General features: G+C 43.9%; 19 protein-coding genes and 1 pseudogene. 13 read left to right on the plus strand and 7 right to left on the minus strand.

What is annotated here, in order from left to right; all coding sequences use genetic code 11:
- The first annotated feature begins 129 nt into the window (after positions 1 to 129).
- On the plus strand, positions 130 to 2,451 hold the full coding sequence (gene pcrA / locus H6F92_RS18825; RefSeq protein WP_190359068.1) for a DNA helicase PcrA: 2,322 nt from the start codon (positions 130 to 132) through the stop codon (positions 2,449 to 2,451).
- A gap of 9 nt (positions 2,452 to 2,460) precedes the next feature.
- Here the strand turns inward: pcrA and H6F92_RS18830 are convergent, their stop codons facing one another.
- Positions 2,461 to 2,802: a DUF5615 family PIN-like protein gene (locus H6F92_RS18830; RefSeq protein WP_002759489.1), complete on the minus strand. Its 342-nt coding sequence runs from the start codon at positions 2,800 to 2,802 to the stop codon at positions 2,461 to 2,463.
- Positions 2,799 to 3,032: a DUF433 domain-containing protein gene (locus H6F92_RS18835; RefSeq protein ID WP_190359069.1), complete on the minus strand. Its 234-nt coding sequence runs from the start codon at positions 3,030 to 3,032 to the stop codon at positions 2,799 to 2,801. The genes H6F92_RS18830 and H6F92_RS18835 overlap by 4 nt, the downstream gene beginning before the upstream one ends.
- A 325-nt stretch (positions 3,033 to 3,357) precedes the next feature.
- On the opposite strand from H6F92_RS18835, the gene H6F92_RS18840 reads away from it, so the two are divergent.
- Positions 3,358 to 3,789: a CAAD domain-containing protein gene (locus H6F92_RS18840; RefSeq protein ID WP_045358126.1), complete on the plus strand. Its 432-nt coding sequence runs from the start codon at positions 3,358 to 3,360 to the stop codon at positions 3,787 to 3,789.
- Positions 3,790 to 4,357: 568 nt separating this feature from the next.
- Here H6F92_RS18840 and H6F92_RS18845 read toward each other — a convergent pair.
- Both H6F92_RS18845 and H6F92_RS18850 read right to left on the minus strand, forming a co-directional pair.
- Entirely contained in the window at positions 4,358 to 5,530 is a 1,173-nt protein-coding gene (locus H6F92_RS18845) for a CBS domain-containing protein (RefSeq protein WP_190359070.1), read from the minus strand.
- Between the two features lie 238 nt (positions 5,531 to 5,768).
- Positions 5,769 to 6,209, minus strand: coding sequence for a recombinase family protein (locus H6F92_RS18850; protein WP_190359071.1), 441 nt, complete (start codon positions 6,207 to 6,209; stop codon positions 5,769 to 5,771).
- A 47-nt stretch (positions 6,210 to 6,256) separates the two neighbouring features.
- Between H6F92_RS18850 and H6F92_RS18855 the strand changes: the two genes are divergently transcribed.
- From H6F92_RS18855 to H6F92_RS18885, 7 genes and pseudogenes are all read left to right on the plus strand, one after another.
- Complete coding sequence (locus tag H6F92_RS18855; RefSeq protein ID WP_190359072.1) at positions 6,257 to 6,412, plus strand: hypothetical protein; 156 nt, start codon at positions 6,257 to 6,259, stop codon at positions 6,410 to 6,412.
- 71 nt (positions 6,413 to 6,483) lie between these two features.
- Complete coding sequence (gene trxA / locus H6F92_RS18860) at positions 6,484 to 6,807, plus strand: thioredoxin (RefSeq protein ID WP_002790944.1); 324 nt, start codon at positions 6,484 to 6,486, stop codon at positions 6,805 to 6,807.
- Between the two features lie 67 nt (positions 6,808 to 6,874).
- The gene (locus H6F92_RS18865; protein WP_190359073.1) at positions 6,875 to 7,201 is read left to right on the plus strand and encodes a hypothetical protein; all 327 of its coding nucleotides are present in this window, start codon (positions 6,875 to 6,877) and stop codon (positions 7,199 to 7,201) included.
- A 51-nt stretch (positions 7,202 to 7,252) separates the two neighbouring features.
- Positions 7,253 to 7,870: a CP12 domain-containing protein gene (locus H6F92_RS18870; protein ID WP_002746099.1), complete on the plus strand. Its 618-nt coding sequence runs from the start codon at positions 7,253 to 7,255 to the stop codon at positions 7,868 to 7,870.
- Between the two features lie 480 nt (positions 7,871 to 8,350).
- Positions 8,351 to 8,662 (plus strand): annotated as a pseudogene (locus H6F92_RS18875) (IS1 family transposase); the annotation flags it as partial.
- A 115-nt stretch (positions 8,663 to 8,777) separates the two neighbouring features.
- The gene (locus H6F92_RS18880) at positions 8,778 to 8,927 is read left to right on the plus strand and encodes a hypothetical protein (protein ID WP_206755598.1); all 150 of its coding nucleotides are present in this window, start codon (positions 8,778 to 8,780) and stop codon (positions 8,925 to 8,927) included.
- A 313-nt stretch (positions 8,928 to 9,240) separates the two neighbouring features.
- Positions 9,241 to 10,401 carry an aminotransferase class V-fold PLP-dependent enzyme gene (locus H6F92_RS18885; protein ID WP_190359074.1) on the plus strand — a complete coding sequence of 387 codons (1,161 nt, stop codon included), beginning with the start codon at positions 9,241 to 9,243 and terminating at the stop codon, positions 10,399 to 10,401.
- A gap of 128 nt (positions 10,402 to 10,529) precedes the next feature.
- Here H6F92_RS18885 and H6F92_RS18890 read toward each other — a convergent pair whose 3' ends face one another.
- Positions 10,530 to 11,306, minus strand: coding sequence for an RNA polymerase sigma factor SigF (locus tag H6F92_RS18890; protein WP_190359075.1), 777 nt, complete (start codon positions 11,304 to 11,306; stop codon positions 10,530 to 10,532).
- A gap of 329 nt (positions 11,307 to 11,635) precedes the next feature.
- Here H6F92_RS18890 and H6F92_RS18895 point away from each other — a divergent pair, with 329 nt between their 5' ends.
- From H6F92_RS18895 to H6F92_RS18905, 4 genes are all read left to right on the plus strand, one after another.
- Positions 11,636 to 11,917: a hemolysin XhlA family protein gene (locus tag H6F92_RS18895; RefSeq protein WP_190359076.1), complete on the plus strand. Its 282-nt coding sequence runs from the start codon at positions 11,636 to 11,638 to the stop codon at positions 11,915 to 11,917.
- 71 nt (positions 11,918 to 11,988) lie between these two features.
- On the plus strand, positions 11,989 to 12,192 hold the full coding sequence (locus H6F92_RS18900) for a type II toxin-antitoxin system HicB family antitoxin (RefSeq protein ID WP_190359077.1): 204 nt from the start codon (positions 11,989 to 11,991) through the stop codon (positions 12,190 to 12,192).
- A 39-nt stretch (positions 12,193 to 12,231) separates the two neighbouring features.
- Entirely contained in the window at positions 12,232 to 12,303 is a 72-nt protein-coding gene (locus H6F92_RS27095; protein ID WP_409790921.1) for a type II toxin-antitoxin system HicA family toxin, read from the plus strand.
- Between the two features lie 8 nt (positions 12,304 to 12,311).
- Entirely contained in the window at positions 12,312 to 12,521 is a 210-nt protein-coding gene (locus tag H6F92_RS18905) for a hypothetical protein (protein WP_185239110.1), read from the plus strand.
- Positions 12,522 to 13,080: 559 nt separating this feature from the next.
- Here the strand turns inward: H6F92_RS18905 and groL are convergent.
- Both groL and groES read right to left on the minus strand, forming a co-directional pair.
- Positions 13,081 to 14,706 carry a chaperonin GroEL gene (groL, locus tag H6F92_RS18910; RefSeq protein ID WP_002769846.1) on the minus strand — a complete coding sequence of 542 codons (1,626 nt, stop codon included), beginning with the start codon at positions 14,704 to 14,706 and terminating at the stop codon, positions 13,081 to 13,083.
- A 46-nt stretch (positions 14,707 to 14,752) separates the two neighbouring features.
- A complete protein-coding gene (groES, locus tag H6F92_RS18915) occupies positions 14,753 to 15,064 on the minus strand; it encodes a co-chaperone GroES (RefSeq protein ID WP_002737272.1) in 312 nt (103 codons plus the stop codon).
- Positions 15,065 to 15,532: the final 468 nt, after the last annotated feature.

The following is a 15,532-nucleotide window of genomic DNA, read 5'->3' on the forward strand; positions in this document are numbered from 1 at the left end:
GAATCTTGAGCGATTTGAAACAAACTAGCCCAAAAAATTTTTATTTCTTGAAGGGGTTGACTAATGCCCGATCCCCGTCTCGATGATGTAGCCTGATTAATAGAGGTCGCAGAGCTATAGGGAAAGATTATGACAGTCACAGCCGATTATTTAGAACAACTCAATCCTTCCCAGCGCCTTGCTGTTGAGCATTTTTGCGGCCCTTTGTTGGTGGTTGCTGGAGCAGGATCGGGAAAAACTAGCGCTTTAACCTATCGTATCGCCCATTTGATCCGTCATCACGGGGTCGAGCCGGAAAATATTCTCGCGGTCACTTTTACCAATAAGGCGGCCCGGGAAATGAAAACTAGAATTGAAAAAACTTTTGCTCAACAGAAAGCACAGGAAAAATACGGTCAAAGATTAGAACTTTTAGAAGAATACGAACAGAAAAAACTCTTTTCTCAAGTTTATCGGAATTATACTAAAAAACTCTGGATCGGGACTTTTCACAGTCTTTGTGGTCGAATTTTGCGCTATGACATTAATAAATATCAGGATGAATATGGTCATAGTTGGCAAAGGAATTTTTCGATTATGGACGAGTCTGATGCCCAGAGTTTGGTGAAAAATATCGTCACCAAACAGATGAATTTAGACGATAAAAAATTTGATGCTCGCAATCTGCGTTATGCGATTAGTAATGCTAAAAATTTAGGGTTAACTCCCGAGGATTACGCCAGAGAAAACCCTCATTTTCGGGGAAAGGTCATTTCTGAGGTTTATCAGGCTTATCAGATGCAATTGGCCCAAAATAATGCCCTAGATTTTGATGATTTGATACTGGTTCCAGTCCGTCTTTTTCAGCAAAATGAATCTATTCTCGGTTATTGGCACACGCAATTTAAGCATATTTTAGTCGATGAATACCAAGATACTAACCGGATTCAGTACGAGTTAATTCGGCTTTTGTCCACCAATGGTGAAACGAAAAAAAGTGAGTGGAATTGGACGGATCGATCGATTTTTGTGGTGGGTGATGCCGACCAATCTATCTATAGTTTTCGGATGGCAGATTTTACTATTCTGCTCAATTTTCAAGCGGACTTTGGCGATGGTTTACCCGATGATGATACCCGCACGATGGTGAAACTACAGGAAAACTATCGTTCACGGGAGAATATTCTACAAGCGGCAAATAAATTAATTGAAAAGAATAGTCAAAGAATCGATAAAGTCCTTGTTCCCACCAGAGAAGGAGGCGAGAGTATCTATGTTTTTAAAGCCAGAGATGAACAGGAAGAAGCGGCTTTTGTTATCGATAAAATTCGAGAATTTACCCAAGAAAACCCCGAATTAAATTGGGGTAGTTTTGCCATTCTCTACCGAATTAATGCCCAATCTCGTCCCTTTGAAGATGGGTTAATTCGCAATAATATTCCCTATAATATTGTCGGGGGATTTAAATTTTATGATCGACAGGAGATTAAAGATGCGATCGCTTATTTACGAGTGATTGCCAATCCTGCTGATACCGTTAGTTTACTGAGAATTATTAACACTCCCCGACGCGGTATCGGTAAAACCACAATCGATAATTTGCTCAAAGCTGCCCAAGAATTAGGAGTACCTTTATGGGAAATTATCAGCGACGAAACTTCCGTTAATACTCTCGCCGGTCGTGCCACTAAAAGCATCAATAAGTTAGCGAAAATTATCCAAAATCTGCAAGAAAAAATCACCGATTTATCCGCTAGTGAAATCCTAGATCAAATCATGGAGAATTCGGGATATATTGATGAATTAAAACAGCAGGGAACCGAGGAAGCTGATACCCGCATCGAGAATATTCAAGAATTGTATAGCGCCGTCGTACAATTCCAAGAAGAAAACGAAGAAACCAATCTCCGGGAATTTCTCGCTAGTGCTAGTTTAGCCTCGGATTTAGATAATCTTCAGGAAGGTCAAGAAAAAGTCTCGTTAATGACCCTTCATTCCGCCAAAGGTTTAGAGTTTCCTATCGTCTTTTTAGTCGGTTTAGAACAGGGCATTTTTCCCCATAATCGTAGTTTAAACGATCCCATTGCCCTTGAGGAAGAACGCCGTTTGTGTTATGTGGGAGTGACTCGGGCCAAGGAACAATTATTTTTAACCTACGCAAAAGAAAGATATGTCTGGGGGAATAAAGAGATGAAGGTAGCTTCCCAATTTTTGCAGGAATTGCCCCCAGAATTGCTCACAAGCAACCTGAAACCGAAAAAGACCCCAAAAGTGGTTGCCATGGAAAAAACTGTCTCTGATCAAAGAAAATGGCAGGTAGGCGATCGAGTGTTACACTCTACTTTTGGAGAAGGAGAAGTGACCCATATCCTCGGTACGGGCAAAAAAATGAATCTAGCGGTCAAATTTTCGGGTTTAGGTCAGAAAATCATCGATCCTCGCACCGCACCCATGCAACTTATCCACGAATAGGGAAGGACTTTAAGGAGTATTGCTAATCTCTACAATTATTGTTCCTTGCTCTAGTTGTTTCAACGCATCGGGTAAAGTAGCTGTCAGTAATCGCCGCAGATTCTGATTTGTGACATTACCACAGGTTAACCATAAAATTTGAGGAGGTGTTCCCAGACGACAAACCAAATCAATAAAGTCACTATCTTTGGTCATAATCACGGCATTTTCCGCTCGCGCTGCTGCAAAGATCTCGATATCTTGAGCATCTCGAAGGGATAAGTCTCGCAGGGACGATGCTTCTAAATCAAAGGTCGCTGATAACCAGCTTGCTAGAGTTGGAGGTAGTTGAGCATCAATCCAAATTTTCATGCCGTTAGTTTAGGAAAATCCGTACACCGTGCTGCAAAAAGTAAACAAGCTTGGATATCTGCGAGTTCCAAATCGGGAAAGTCTTCTAGAATTTCAGTTATGCTCACATTCTCCGCTAACATTTCCAAAATATCCTTTACTCGAATTCGCATCCCCCGAATACAAGGACGACCACCACACTGGCCGGGTGTTTGAGTAATGCGGGTAAGCAAGCTAACTGTGGAGTCCATAGAACGCATCTCGAAGATATTTAGTCTGCATTTAATTATCTTATCTGGTAATCCTAACAACCAATCCCTAGCACCCAACTGACACCCCCTGATTCCTCAACTCCGATCGCTACCTGCTGTTAGAATAGAGAATTGCAGTCAGACTGACGATAAAATTGAGAAGCTAAATCCTTGATTCTTAATAGTTGTTGAGAAACTTTCCGCCTACTATCGCAATTATCCGATAATATGGGCAACAGCGAGTTAGTCTATTCAGTCTGTTAAAATTGACCCCCGTTGGTCGTATTCGCGCACTATCTAACCTTGATGATGAGGATCAGTTAATATGGAATCAATGCAACCCACCGAGACCAAAAATCCGATTAGAACAGATTTACCCGGCTCTCTGAGCAAACCCAGCAGCAGCAGCACCGAACAGATTTGGTCTGAATATGTAGAACCAGTTTGGGATTCGGTAATGTCCTATCTGGCTAATGTCCCCGATTATATCGGTAGTTTCTTCTCTGGATACAAAAAACCTTTAATCGTTCTGGGGGCAATTTTGGCGAGTTTTGTCACCGTGAAAGTTACCCTAGCGGTTTTAGATGCGATCGATGATATTCCCCTCCTTGCTCCTATCCTACAATTAGTTGGGATCGTTTACACTGGTTGGTTTGTCTGGCGCTATCTGCTCAAAGATGAAAATCGTCGCGAGTTATTAGCCGAAATTGATGCACTAAAAGCGCAAGTTTTTGGCAGTCACAATAACCCTTTATAAGTGGGTGGGTGGAATTAAATATAAGATGAACGTAGGTTGGGTTAAAGCATGAAACCCAACGCCTAACCCATCCTACAAATAATTGTGCCTCCCTACTTAGAATCAAGCATAGATAACCGAGGAGTTGAGTGTTTCCGCTCAACTCTTTTGTTTTTGCACAACAGCAAAAATCGAGGCCGTCTGGTTCTTCTCATACCATTTTTCTTTATTCTTGGCAGGTATCTTGCCCCCCGATGTCGGGTAGGGCTGATTCATTCTCTAGTTTGATTCCTTGTTTGTCTGTCTTCAATCGCTTACGGGGCAAGCAAAGCAAGGCATTTTAAAAATTTTTCAGATATTTGTTCTGAGAAATTGACTGAAAACCTTGCCAGATAAGGATTTGATTGAATGACATTTGCGAGAATGAAACGACCCTACGATGTCGGGGGGTTGGGGGGGTGGGGGGGTTAGGGGTGAGGGCAATTAACCATCTCTGCCATTACTTGTGAAAAATGGTATCACTGAAAATGCCAACAGAGAATTTATCACTCTCTATTCTAACTCTCCTCCTCTGACAGAAGAGGAATATCTAAGAGCTAATTTCACGGCCGAGGTACTCAAGCTTATCGAGAACAGATTGAAGCAAAGATCGCCGCTGCTCGACGACAATATCTAAGTTAGCCAACATATACTTTACGTCTTTGTAGGCATTGTCCAGCAAGGTAAGTAATAATTCGCGATCGCCTGCGATCTCTTTTTCTGATGGGGTGCGGGTCTGTTGGGGAAATAAGTCCGCTGGTGGGGAAGGAAGGGAGGGCGATCGCTCGGACTCTAGCTGTTGAATCGTTTGTTGTAAATTTTCAATCACCCCATACATTTCCATCGGGTCAAAAACCCTTAACAGACTGGTTTGTGTGACAATACCCAACCCCCGACCCCAGTTCCAAGAAACCACCAAACGCCCCACCCGCCGTTTTTGCATTTCCTGATGGGCCGTCCACAGGGAATCCTCGGGGTTGAGGAGAAATAAGGGCGTACTCATCACCGTCTGGGCCTTAGTTTTGTGCAGATCGATTTGAACTGCTTGAAACTGGACAAGATCTCGCTCTGTCACAATACCAACGGGGTAGTCATTGTCTTCGGAATTTCTCTGGGTGATCACCACACAACTGACACGATGTTCGGCCATTAACTGGGCCAATTGCAAGACTGTGGCGGTGAGTGGGGCCTGTACCACTTGAGTGGTCATCACATCCGATACGCGACGAAACCGCAATAGATTGGCCGGACGCAATATCTGGCGAATACTTTCATGGGATATCACCCCGACTAACTGTCCTTGGTCATCGACAATCGGCAAATGGCGAATTCGGTAGCGCCGAAACAAAAACAGGGCGGCAAAAATGTCTTGAGCAGATTGCTGGGGCAAGGTGATCAGGGGATGTACCATCACATCGGCAACGGTTGTCTCGGTCAGGTTAATTCCTTGGGCGGTGAGTCGCACCACATCCCGTTCTGTCAAAATTCCTAATAACTCTTGTCCTTGCACCACCAGCAGACAGCTAACACGCGCTTCTCCGGCCGGAGCAGCTAGAGGGGATAGGTCATCGGTGAGCAAACACAGACGACTATGGGCTTGACCGATCATGGCGATCGCATCTGCCACAGAAGTGGTTGGCGGCACCGTCAAGGGTTGGCGATTGATCGCCTTTTCCAGATCGGGGGCCCAACTCAGAGGTGTATCGAGGGACATCAGCACCATCCTGCAATTGCAAAGGCCAAGATAGACAGAACAGCCACTGGGCAAAGAACCCAGACTCTCAGAGTTGCCAAAACCCGTTCTAAAACTATCTCAAAGTGTAGCGTCATTTAACTTTTTCCTAAAAGATGTAACGTTTTGTTACAATTTTTATTAAACTCGTAAAGATTTTAGACCCACTTCGGTGTATCATAGAGGGATGTAACAGGGTAAAGCCTGAAACTTTTTATTTAGGGGTTATTCAGCCTCTAATGGTTTTAGGAGCGGCATCACCAGACGCTGGGGTGAGTACTTCTGGGTTCTGGTCGGCCTGAAGGGTTACTCCGGAAATTCTGGACACCTTTCCATAAAGTCGATCCAGCACCCGCTTTACGGAAATACGCTGCCATGGTAGACCGCGTTTGGTGGTGTAGCCCTGTTCATTAAGCCAATCGGCGATCTTCTGCAAGGATTTCCCTGATTTGTGATGACGGCGAATCAGTTCAATGATCCGGCACTCTTCCGGATCATCCACTAATTCCCCATCGATCGATCGTTGTCCAAAGGCAGGGGAGCCGTAGCCCGCATAACCACCGTTGCTTGCTTTTGCTTGTCTGCCTTGTTCTAGCCGCTCCCAGGCAGATAAATCGTTGGAAGGGTTCGCTGTCATAGGGTATCTAAATGCAACAACTTGCAAAACCATATTATCGCAACTTAACGTCGCAAATTTGTTTTGATTGGGGGCAGCCGATGACGACTTACACAGTAAAACCCCTGCATGAGCAGGGACTAGATGTCACCATCGATGTCTGGGATAACCAAACTATAGACGATACCCCCGGGAGGCGGACAAAGTTAAAGGGTCAAAGGCCAAGCATTTTTAGAGGAGGAGCGGTTCAAAGCTGAATTTATCTTCTAAAACGCAGCGAGAAAAGAATTTGTCCTAAGTTACACAAAATCAATCTGGAGATATAAACATGGGTACGGCTACATTTATTCAAGATGAAACTGAATTTGATTCCCTGTTAAAGAGTGAATCACTGTTGGTGGTAGATTGCACAGCAACCTGGTGTGGACCTTGCAAACTGGTGGCACCGTTGATCGATCGATTGGCCGATGACTATCGCGATCGCGCCAAAGTCTTCAAACTTGACCTAGACAGTAACAAACCCGTGGCCAAACGTTTTGGGATTAGAAGTATTCCGGCGGTCATGGTATTTAAACAAGGGGAATTGATAGAGACATTAGTTGGGGTTAAACCCTATGAAGAATTTACGGCAGCCGTAGAACGACAATTATAGTCTTCCACTCTGGGCAAACGTCCGACGTTGACTCTTTCCTTCTCACACCACTATTTAATTTTGAGGTATGGCGATGAACAAGCTTATAGAAATTCGGTGTCCCAACTGTGGCAGCGTAGCTCAAAGGCTCTTGAGCGATCGCCTACCCGCAGGATATAAGTGTCCAGCCCGGCAGGTTGCTCAGACGGAATGCCCAGTGTGTGATTATTTCATCGCCATGTGTTGGCAAAATGGCGCTGTGCTGGAGGCCTATGCTCCAGGCATTCAGGGGAACACAGCTGCGGCCATGCCGTCCCAGCCTAAACCAGCGATCGCCCATTGGTCTTTGTCATCTGTGTTCAAAGTGGCACTCAGCCCACAAGAGTCTAGGAAATTGCTATCGGGGCAACCCTAGTCAACTTTTGCGTTTATACCGGTCCTTTCATTTAACCAAACCAAACCATATATGCTACAAGCTCAAGAAATTATGACTCAAAACGTTGTCACCATTCGTGGTTCGGCAACGGTTGCCGATGCCGTGAAATTGATGAAAGAAAAAAAACTGCGGGGTTTGATTGTCGAACCGCGCCATGAACAGGACCCCTATGGAATTGTCACCGAAACCGACATCGTTTACAAAGTGGCGGCCTTTGGCCACGATCCTAAAACTATGCGGGTCTATGAAATTATGGCCAAGCCCTGTGTGGTTGTCAATCCCGAACTGGGGGTGGAATATGTGGCCCGGTTATTTGCTCAAACCCGCATTCGCCGCGCCCCAGTGATTCAGGGTAAAACTTTGCTGGGCATTATTTCTGTGAGTGATATTCTCTTCAAGAGCGATTTTGTCGAAAAGCCGAAGCGGTTGTTCATTGAAGATGAAATTGAAGCGGCTCGCGAAGACGCGCGGGCAATTTGTGCGGCCAAGGGTGAAACCTCTCCCGATTGCGCTGCAGCCTGGGATGTGGTGGAGGAACTCCAGGCGGAAGCCTCCCATCAACGGGCCAAAAAACAGGGGAGTAACTCATTTCAGGCTTACTGCGAAGCCAATCCCGATGCCTTAGAGTGCCGCATTTATGACGATTAAATCCTTACGGGTTTTGGGAAAATCGATCGCCTTTAGGATGAGAACATGAACTACACGCGACCCGCCTAGGGCTGAGGTCGCGGTTTCCGTCGCTTTATCATAGACGCTTGCTTAAACCCCCCATAATCAGCGTCTGGGGTGTCGGGTTTGGTAGTGATCCGATAGTAGTGGCGTAGCTCTCTTGCTTATCTAGCCTGAGTTGTGTAGAATATTTACTAATAAAAATAATTACCTGACAAATGTCAAGAATTTGCTTTTTATGATTGCTGTTTTTATCAATATCTTCTCTTGGATCATTAAATTTTGGTTGGATTGCGATGAAGATTTAGAACATAATCTTCTGACAAAAGATTCACAAGCTTCAATATTTCGTTGTCCTAAATGTGGTTCTTTCTCAATCCTATATTCTGGCACTAACATCGGATTTTAACAGGTCAAAAGCCTTATTTTCAAAGGTTTTTACCATTATTCAGCCAGCCCTATTTAGGAGATAGAAGCCGTAAATCAGCTAAAAAGCTCTGGAAAAGTCTCCCAGTAGTTTATCGACAATGTGCTGTTGCTTACACAGACTTTTGGGAGTCATATAAGACAGTAATTCCTCGTAAACGTCATCGGGCAGTAGGTAAAGAAACTGGTCAAACTAATCCTATTGAAAGATTAAATAATACTCTTCGACAAAGAATTTCTAGATTGGTCAGACAGAGTCTATCGTTCTCCAAAAAAATTGATAATCATATCGGGGCTATCTGGTATTTCATACACGACTACAATGCCCAATTGGCAAGGCATTAAGCCCCATCACTACTATCGAATCACCACCCACAGATGGTTGCTATTGTAATTCCCCTTTTGTTGACACTTCCCAGTCACCAGTACTTACCTCATTCTGATGAAAACCGCTATACCTATGAACCTACATCTTACCCGACAACAAGAGCATCTAATTCAACGGAAAGTGAAAACGGGAAAATATCAATCTCCAGAAAATCATCCTCTCATAGATGGAGAAACTTTTGTCACTGAAATTATCCATCGTTTTCAAACCATGGGAGATTAATCTAAAATGGGTGGTTATGTCATAAATATACTAGCTAGTCAGAAGCTGAATATAATAGGCAATTTTTCAGCTATTTACCTCGTTTACCTCGTTGCAAGGGTCTCCCTTGCAACGCATTTCCAAAGGTTCTACCTCTTGTGTAACCCATCAGGAAACGGAGGGAGATCCTCCCTTGTCTCGTTCCAAGGTAGAACCTTGGAACGAGACAAGACAAAGCACTGATGATCATACAAAGTCGAGAAGAGCCTCTGAATATAATAGGCAATTTTTCAGCTATTTTTTCTAGTTCTCAATAAAATCAAACTAATTCAATATGTCCAAAAACTCTTGGTTAATTCCCGATAATATCTATTTTATCAACCATGGTTCCTATGGTGCAACCCCTAGAATAGTCTTGGATTATCAGCAACAATTGCGGGAACGAATGGAAAGGCAACCTTTAGCATTTTTGGGGAGAGAATTAGAGGGTTTATTAGATATTGCTAGGCAAAAATTAGCGGATTTAGTGGGAGTCAATAGCGATGATTTAGTCTTTGTTCCCAATGCAACCACCGCAGTGAATGCGGTGTTAAATTCTCTCACTTTTCAGGAAAATGAGGAAATTCTGATCACCGATCAGACCTATAATGCTTGTGCTAATGCAGTTAAACATATAGCTAAAAGATGGGGATCAAAGGTAATTATCGCTAAAATTCCCTTTCCCGTCCAGTCTCCTTTAGAAATTAGTCAAGCAATTTTAGCATCTGTTTCTCCCCGGACAAAATTAGTAGTTTTAGATCATGTCACCAGTCCCACGTCCTTAATTTGGCCAATCGCAGAAATTGTGCAAGAATTAAATAATTGGGGTATTGATACTCTCATCGATGGCGCTCATGCTTTAGGTTTTTTACCCCTTAATATCGGGGCAATTAATCCCACCTATTATACTGCTAATTGTCATAAGTGGTTATGTAGTCCCAAGGGGGCTGCTTTTCTCTATGTGCGCGGGGATAAACAGGCAATAATTCGACCTTTAACTATTAGCCATGGGGCTAATTCTCCTCGACAAGATCGCTCCCGTTTTCAGTTAGAATTTGCTTGGATGGGAACCGATGATCCCAGCGCTTATTTATCAGTGCCAAAAGCGATCGAGTTTTTAAATTCTCTCTCTATTGATGGTTTACTGGGTCTGATGGCGAGGAATCGTAATTTGGTTTTAAAAGCCAGAAATTTGCTTTGTCGCGCCTTGCGGGTCAATTATCCCTGTCCAGAATCAATGATTGGATCGATGTCCTCAATTCTAATTCCTAATTATGCTTGGGCAGCCGAAGATTTATCTAGGCAACTCTGGGAAAAATATCAGATTGAAGTGCCGATAATTGCTTGGGGAGAAGCATCATTGATTGTGAGAATTTCTGCTCACTACTATAATTCGATCGAGCAGTATGAATATTTAACTGAGGTTTTAAATTACTTGCTATTTGGGCAAAGATAAGCGGGGATCATGCCACTCCTAATAATCTTGTTTTTAAGCTATAGATGCAAAAAATTGAGTTTTTGAGGTGTGTTTTGATCATTTTTCTGATTTTTGGAGATTTTAAGGGTTGAGAACCGATAATTTTCTTAAAATACTTCTTGAGTCATGGTTTCCTTGAGAATTTCTAAACCTTTTTTCACCCGACGGGAGACGGTAACGACACTAATGCCTAATTGTTCGGCGGTTTCCCGTTGAGTAAGATCTTTAAGGAAGACAAATTCAAGAATATGACGGGTTTTGTCTTCTAATTGAGCGAGTGCCTGTTGTAAACGAATGCGATCCTCTTGACATAGTTGAAAGCTGCGATAATGGGGATCGGGAATGAGGTCTTTTAAACAGGTATTATTATCTTCATCGTTATTAACCGTCACATCGAGACTAAGAGGTTCACGGTTTTGGAAAGCCAGTTTTACCTCTTGCCATTCTTCGATCGAAATATTTAAAGCGAGGGAGATTTCCGTATCATTGGGTTGACGGTTGTGGACAGTTTGGAAATCCCGACGCACATTTGTCGCTTGTCTGCCTAAATCTAACCAACGGCGAGGAATACGAACCGTGTAACCCTTATCCCGCAGATAGTGTTGAATTTCGCCGCGAATATAGGGAATAGCGAAAGAACTAAAGGCATTACCTTTGCTGCTGTCAAAACGCTTAATCGCCCGAATTAGTCCCATACAGCCAACCTGCACTAAATCTTCGTAATTTTCATGGCATTGATTGACCCAATGATGAGCTTCCTTTCTGACTAATCCTAAATTTAACTCCATAATCCGATCCCGTAACTTATTATCCCCTGTTTTTTGGTATTCTTGGAACAGGGTGAGGGTTGCCATCTTAAGATTTTCTTGATTGAGGATAGACATAGTGTATTAAAGGACTTAAAAAACCATTGACTGTAAAAGATCACTATTGCAATTAGCTTTGACCAATCCCAATATAGTCTAGATTAGAAGCGGAAAGCAATCGCAACAATGTCATTGACTCTGACTATGATACAACCTTTGTATAAAAACTTGTGTGATTTCACCCAGGGAAAGGAAGTATTTAAGACCATTTTTCTGTATTCGTAGCGGGCATCCACACCCCTATCCCACCCCCTTGGGGTTGGTGGTGCGAAAAATCAAGCATCTCTGCCATTGCTGATCATTAGCGTATAATATTACCGGGCGATCGAATAATCTCCGAAATTCAGATGAGTCAATCCCCCGTCACTATCACCTATTCCCTAGAAACTGTTCTAACAAGAATCGAAGGCAAGTTAGACTCTTTACAGAAAGATGTCACCGATCTAAAAGTAGATATGGCCGAGGTGAAAACCGAACTCAAGATTATTGATAGGCGATTGGAAAAAGTAGAGGGAACACAGAACGCTTTAATTAAGGATGTATCTGACCTTAAGGGAGCAAAATCGTTACGGCGACAGGGCCACCACTTTACCCACGGACAAAGGTTAATTTTTTACACAACCCCGTAGAAATGTTAGATTTTAGGGGTGGTGATAATTATCTATCCATCCCTCCCATTGATCGATCTAGGAGATAAGCAATGAAAATGAAAGTTATCGTTCACGAGGCGGAGGAAGGTGGCTTCTGGGGGGAAGTCCCGGCGCTCCCCGGCTGTGCCACCCAAGCAGAAACTTTCGAGGAACTACTAGAGAATTTACACGAGGCGATCGAAGGTTGTCTATCCATAGATGTGGAATCCTTGCCGAACGATCCGAAAACTCGGATTCTAGAGATAGCGATATGAAATCGATTTCCGGGAAAAAGTTCGCCAAAGTTCGCCAAAATTTTAGAGCGTCACGGATGGGAATTATTGAGAATTCAAGGTAGCCATCACATTTACTGTATTACTCGTTAAGACTGTCTATGAACCATCGTCAACAATTAATTCAAGAACTCGAACAAGCACCTGATGATCTAATAGAAACCGTGTTAGATTTTTTACATCGAGTTCAGGCAACAGGCAACAGTCATCCTCTGGCCAAGTTTTCAGGCATTTTAAGCGATTCAGAGGCACAAGAACTACAACAAGCCATTAAAACAGAATGTCGTCAGGTAGATGTCAATGAGTGGTGAAATGGATTGCTGCTCAATGTATAGAAAATAATTGGGTATTGGTGACAGATGATACTGATTTTAATTATGTAGATGGACTGATTTTAGAACGTTGGTAAGGAGCGTATCACCTACAAAAACAGCCTACAATATTACTAGGCGATCGAATGTTCCCGGAAATTCATGAGTCAATCCCCCGTTACCGATTCCCTAGAAATTATCCTGACAAATATCACGGAAAAATTAGTATAGTAAATTCGTAGGTCGGGTTGAGGCAACGAAACCCGACATAAATCCTCTAAATACGGTTATTAAAAGCTGATTATCTATTGCCCCTTTTGCCTTTCCTCATAAGTAGGGTTTGCGGCAAAAAGTACGGGCGAAGCATTCGGATAGAAAATCTCCAGTTTCACCGATAGGTTATTGCCCGAATGCTTCGCCCCTCTGAGTAACGCACAGAAAACGGGTTTCTCCGAGAAACCCGTTTTCTACTCATGTACTCATGCAAAAAGATGTTTTTTCATCAAAAAAAAACTCGATCGCTTAATTGCGATCGAGTCAAGAAAAAACAGACTAATTATTAATAGTCGAAGTCACCACCGCCGGCGGGAGCAGCGGCTTTTTCTTTTTCGGGTTTATCCACCACAATACACTCGGTAGTTAAAACCATACCGGCAATAGAAGCGGCATTTTGTAGGGCAGAACGAGTCACTTTCGCGGGGTCAACGATACCCGCCTCAAACATATCGGAGAACTCACCGGTAGCGGCATTATAACCGACATTAAAGGGCTTTTCTTTCACCCGTTCGGCAATAACTGCACCGTTTTGGCCGGCATTTTCAGCGATCCGTTTTAAGGGGGCAGCAATGGCGCGAGAAACGATTAAAGCACCGGTTAATTCTTCATGGTGTAGGGTTTCTTTGGCCCAAGTTTCCAATTGGGGAGCCAGGTGAGCTAAAGTAGTACCACCCCCTGGGACGATACCTTCTTCTACGGCTGCTTTAGTGGCGTTAATTGCGTCTTCTAAGCGCAATTTGCGGTCTTTCATTTCCGTTTCCGTAGCGGCACCGACTTTAATCACTGCCACACCCCCGGCTAATTTAGCCAGACGTTCTTGCAGTTTTTCCTTATCGTAGGAAGAATCGGTTTCCTCGATTTGACGGCGAATTTGCTCACAACGGGTTTTCACTGCCACGTCGTTGCCTTCGGCGACGATGGTGGTAGTATCTTTGTTCATGGTGATACGACGGGCCGTACCTAAGCTATCAATTTTGGTGGTTTCCAGTTTTAAACCCGCATCTTCGCTGATTACTTGACCACCGGTTAAGACGGCGATATCTTCTAACATCGCTTTTCTGCGATCGCCAAATCCAGGAGCTTTCACCGCAGTGACGTTAAGAACACCGCGCAGACGGTTAACCACTAGGGTTGCCAAAGCTTCTTTTTCAATGTCTTCGGCGATAATTACTAGGGGTTTACCTTGACGGGCCACTTGTTCGAGAATGGGAACCAAATCCTGTACTAAACCGATTTTTTTGTCGGTAATCAGAATAGCGGGATCCTCAAAAACGCATTCCATGCGTTCGGTGTCGGTGACAAAGTAGGGAGAGATATAACCTTTGTCAAAACGCATCCCTTCGGTGATTTCTAGTTCGGTGGTCATCGATTTCCCTTCTTCTAGGGAAATTACGCCTTCTTTGCCGACTTTATCCATGGCCGAGGCGATCATTTGACCGACTTCATCATCGTTACCGGCAGAGATAGCGCCCACTTGTGCGATCGCTTTGGAATCTTCTACGGGTTTCGCGTGTTTGGCGATTTGACTGACGAGGAAATCGGCAGCTTTATCGATACCTTTTTTCAGAGAAATCGGGTTAGCACCGGCGGCGACGTTGCGTAAACCTTCTTTAACGATAGCGTGGGCGAGAACGGTGGCGGTAGTTGTACCATCACCTGCCACATCGTTGGTTTTTGAGGCTGCTTGGCGAATTAAAGCCACACCAGTGTTCTCGATATGGTCTTCCAGTTCGATTTCTTTAGCGATGGTGATGCCATCATTGACGATTTGGGGTGCGCCAAATTTCTTTTCGAGGACGACGTTACGACCTTTGGGGCCAAGGGTGACGGCTACCGCTTCGGCCAGAAGATCCATGCCTTTTTCTAAGGCGCGACGGGCATCTTCGTTGTAGATAATAGATTTAGCCATAATGTATCGTTATTCGGGCAAAATAGGGGTTTTCAAGGGTAGATGATTAGGAAACGGCGGCGAGAATGTCTTTTTCGGAGAGGAGAACGAATTCTTCGCCACCAAGTTTGATATCGGTTCCGGCATATTTGGAGTAGAGAACTTTGTCACCCACACCCACTTCTACGGGGGTACGGCTACCGTCATCGTTGCGTTTGCCGGGGCCGACGGCCACGACTTCCCCGATTTGGGGTTTTTCTTTAGCGGCGTCGGGAAGGAAAATACCACCGGCGGTTTTTTCTTCGCTGGGGCTAACTTTAACGAAAACTCGATCGCCTAGGGGTTTAACAGTTGTTACGTTGATGCTGACTGCAGCCATGGAATATCCTCCGTTTGTCTTGTATTTGGGTAAGTGCTTTTTCCAGATTAGCACTCTTACCTTCCGAGTGCTAATTTACCGAAATAGAAGGCCCCCTGACAACGGCTCGAGCGGTACGGGTTTCCGAACTATGGTGTGAAGCTATAGCAGTTATCTTAATGGTGAGGTATAAAGTTTTCGTTTTGGGAAGGCAGCAGTCAGAATATCCCTTTTCCGTCACTCTAGGGAACGGGAAAACAGAAATGACAGGGAAAAACGGATGCCAACAGAGAATTTATCAATCGATTAAGCTGTTCGTAATTTAAATTGCTTGTTGAGATGAGGCAAGAGGCAATGGGCAACCCCCCCCCAACCCTAGGGCTGATTCATTCTCTAGTTTGATTCCTTGTTTGTCTGTCTTCAATCGCTTACGGGGCAAGCAAAGCAAGGCATTTTAAAAATTTTTCAGATATTTGTTCTGAGAAATTG

Origin of the sequence: Microcystis wesenbergii FACHB-1317, assembly GCF_014696875.1 — a bacterium.
Taxonomy (GTDB): domain Bacteria; phylum Cyanobacteriota; class Cyanobacteriia; order Cyanobacteriales; family Microcystaceae; genus Microcystis; species Microcystis wesenbergii_A.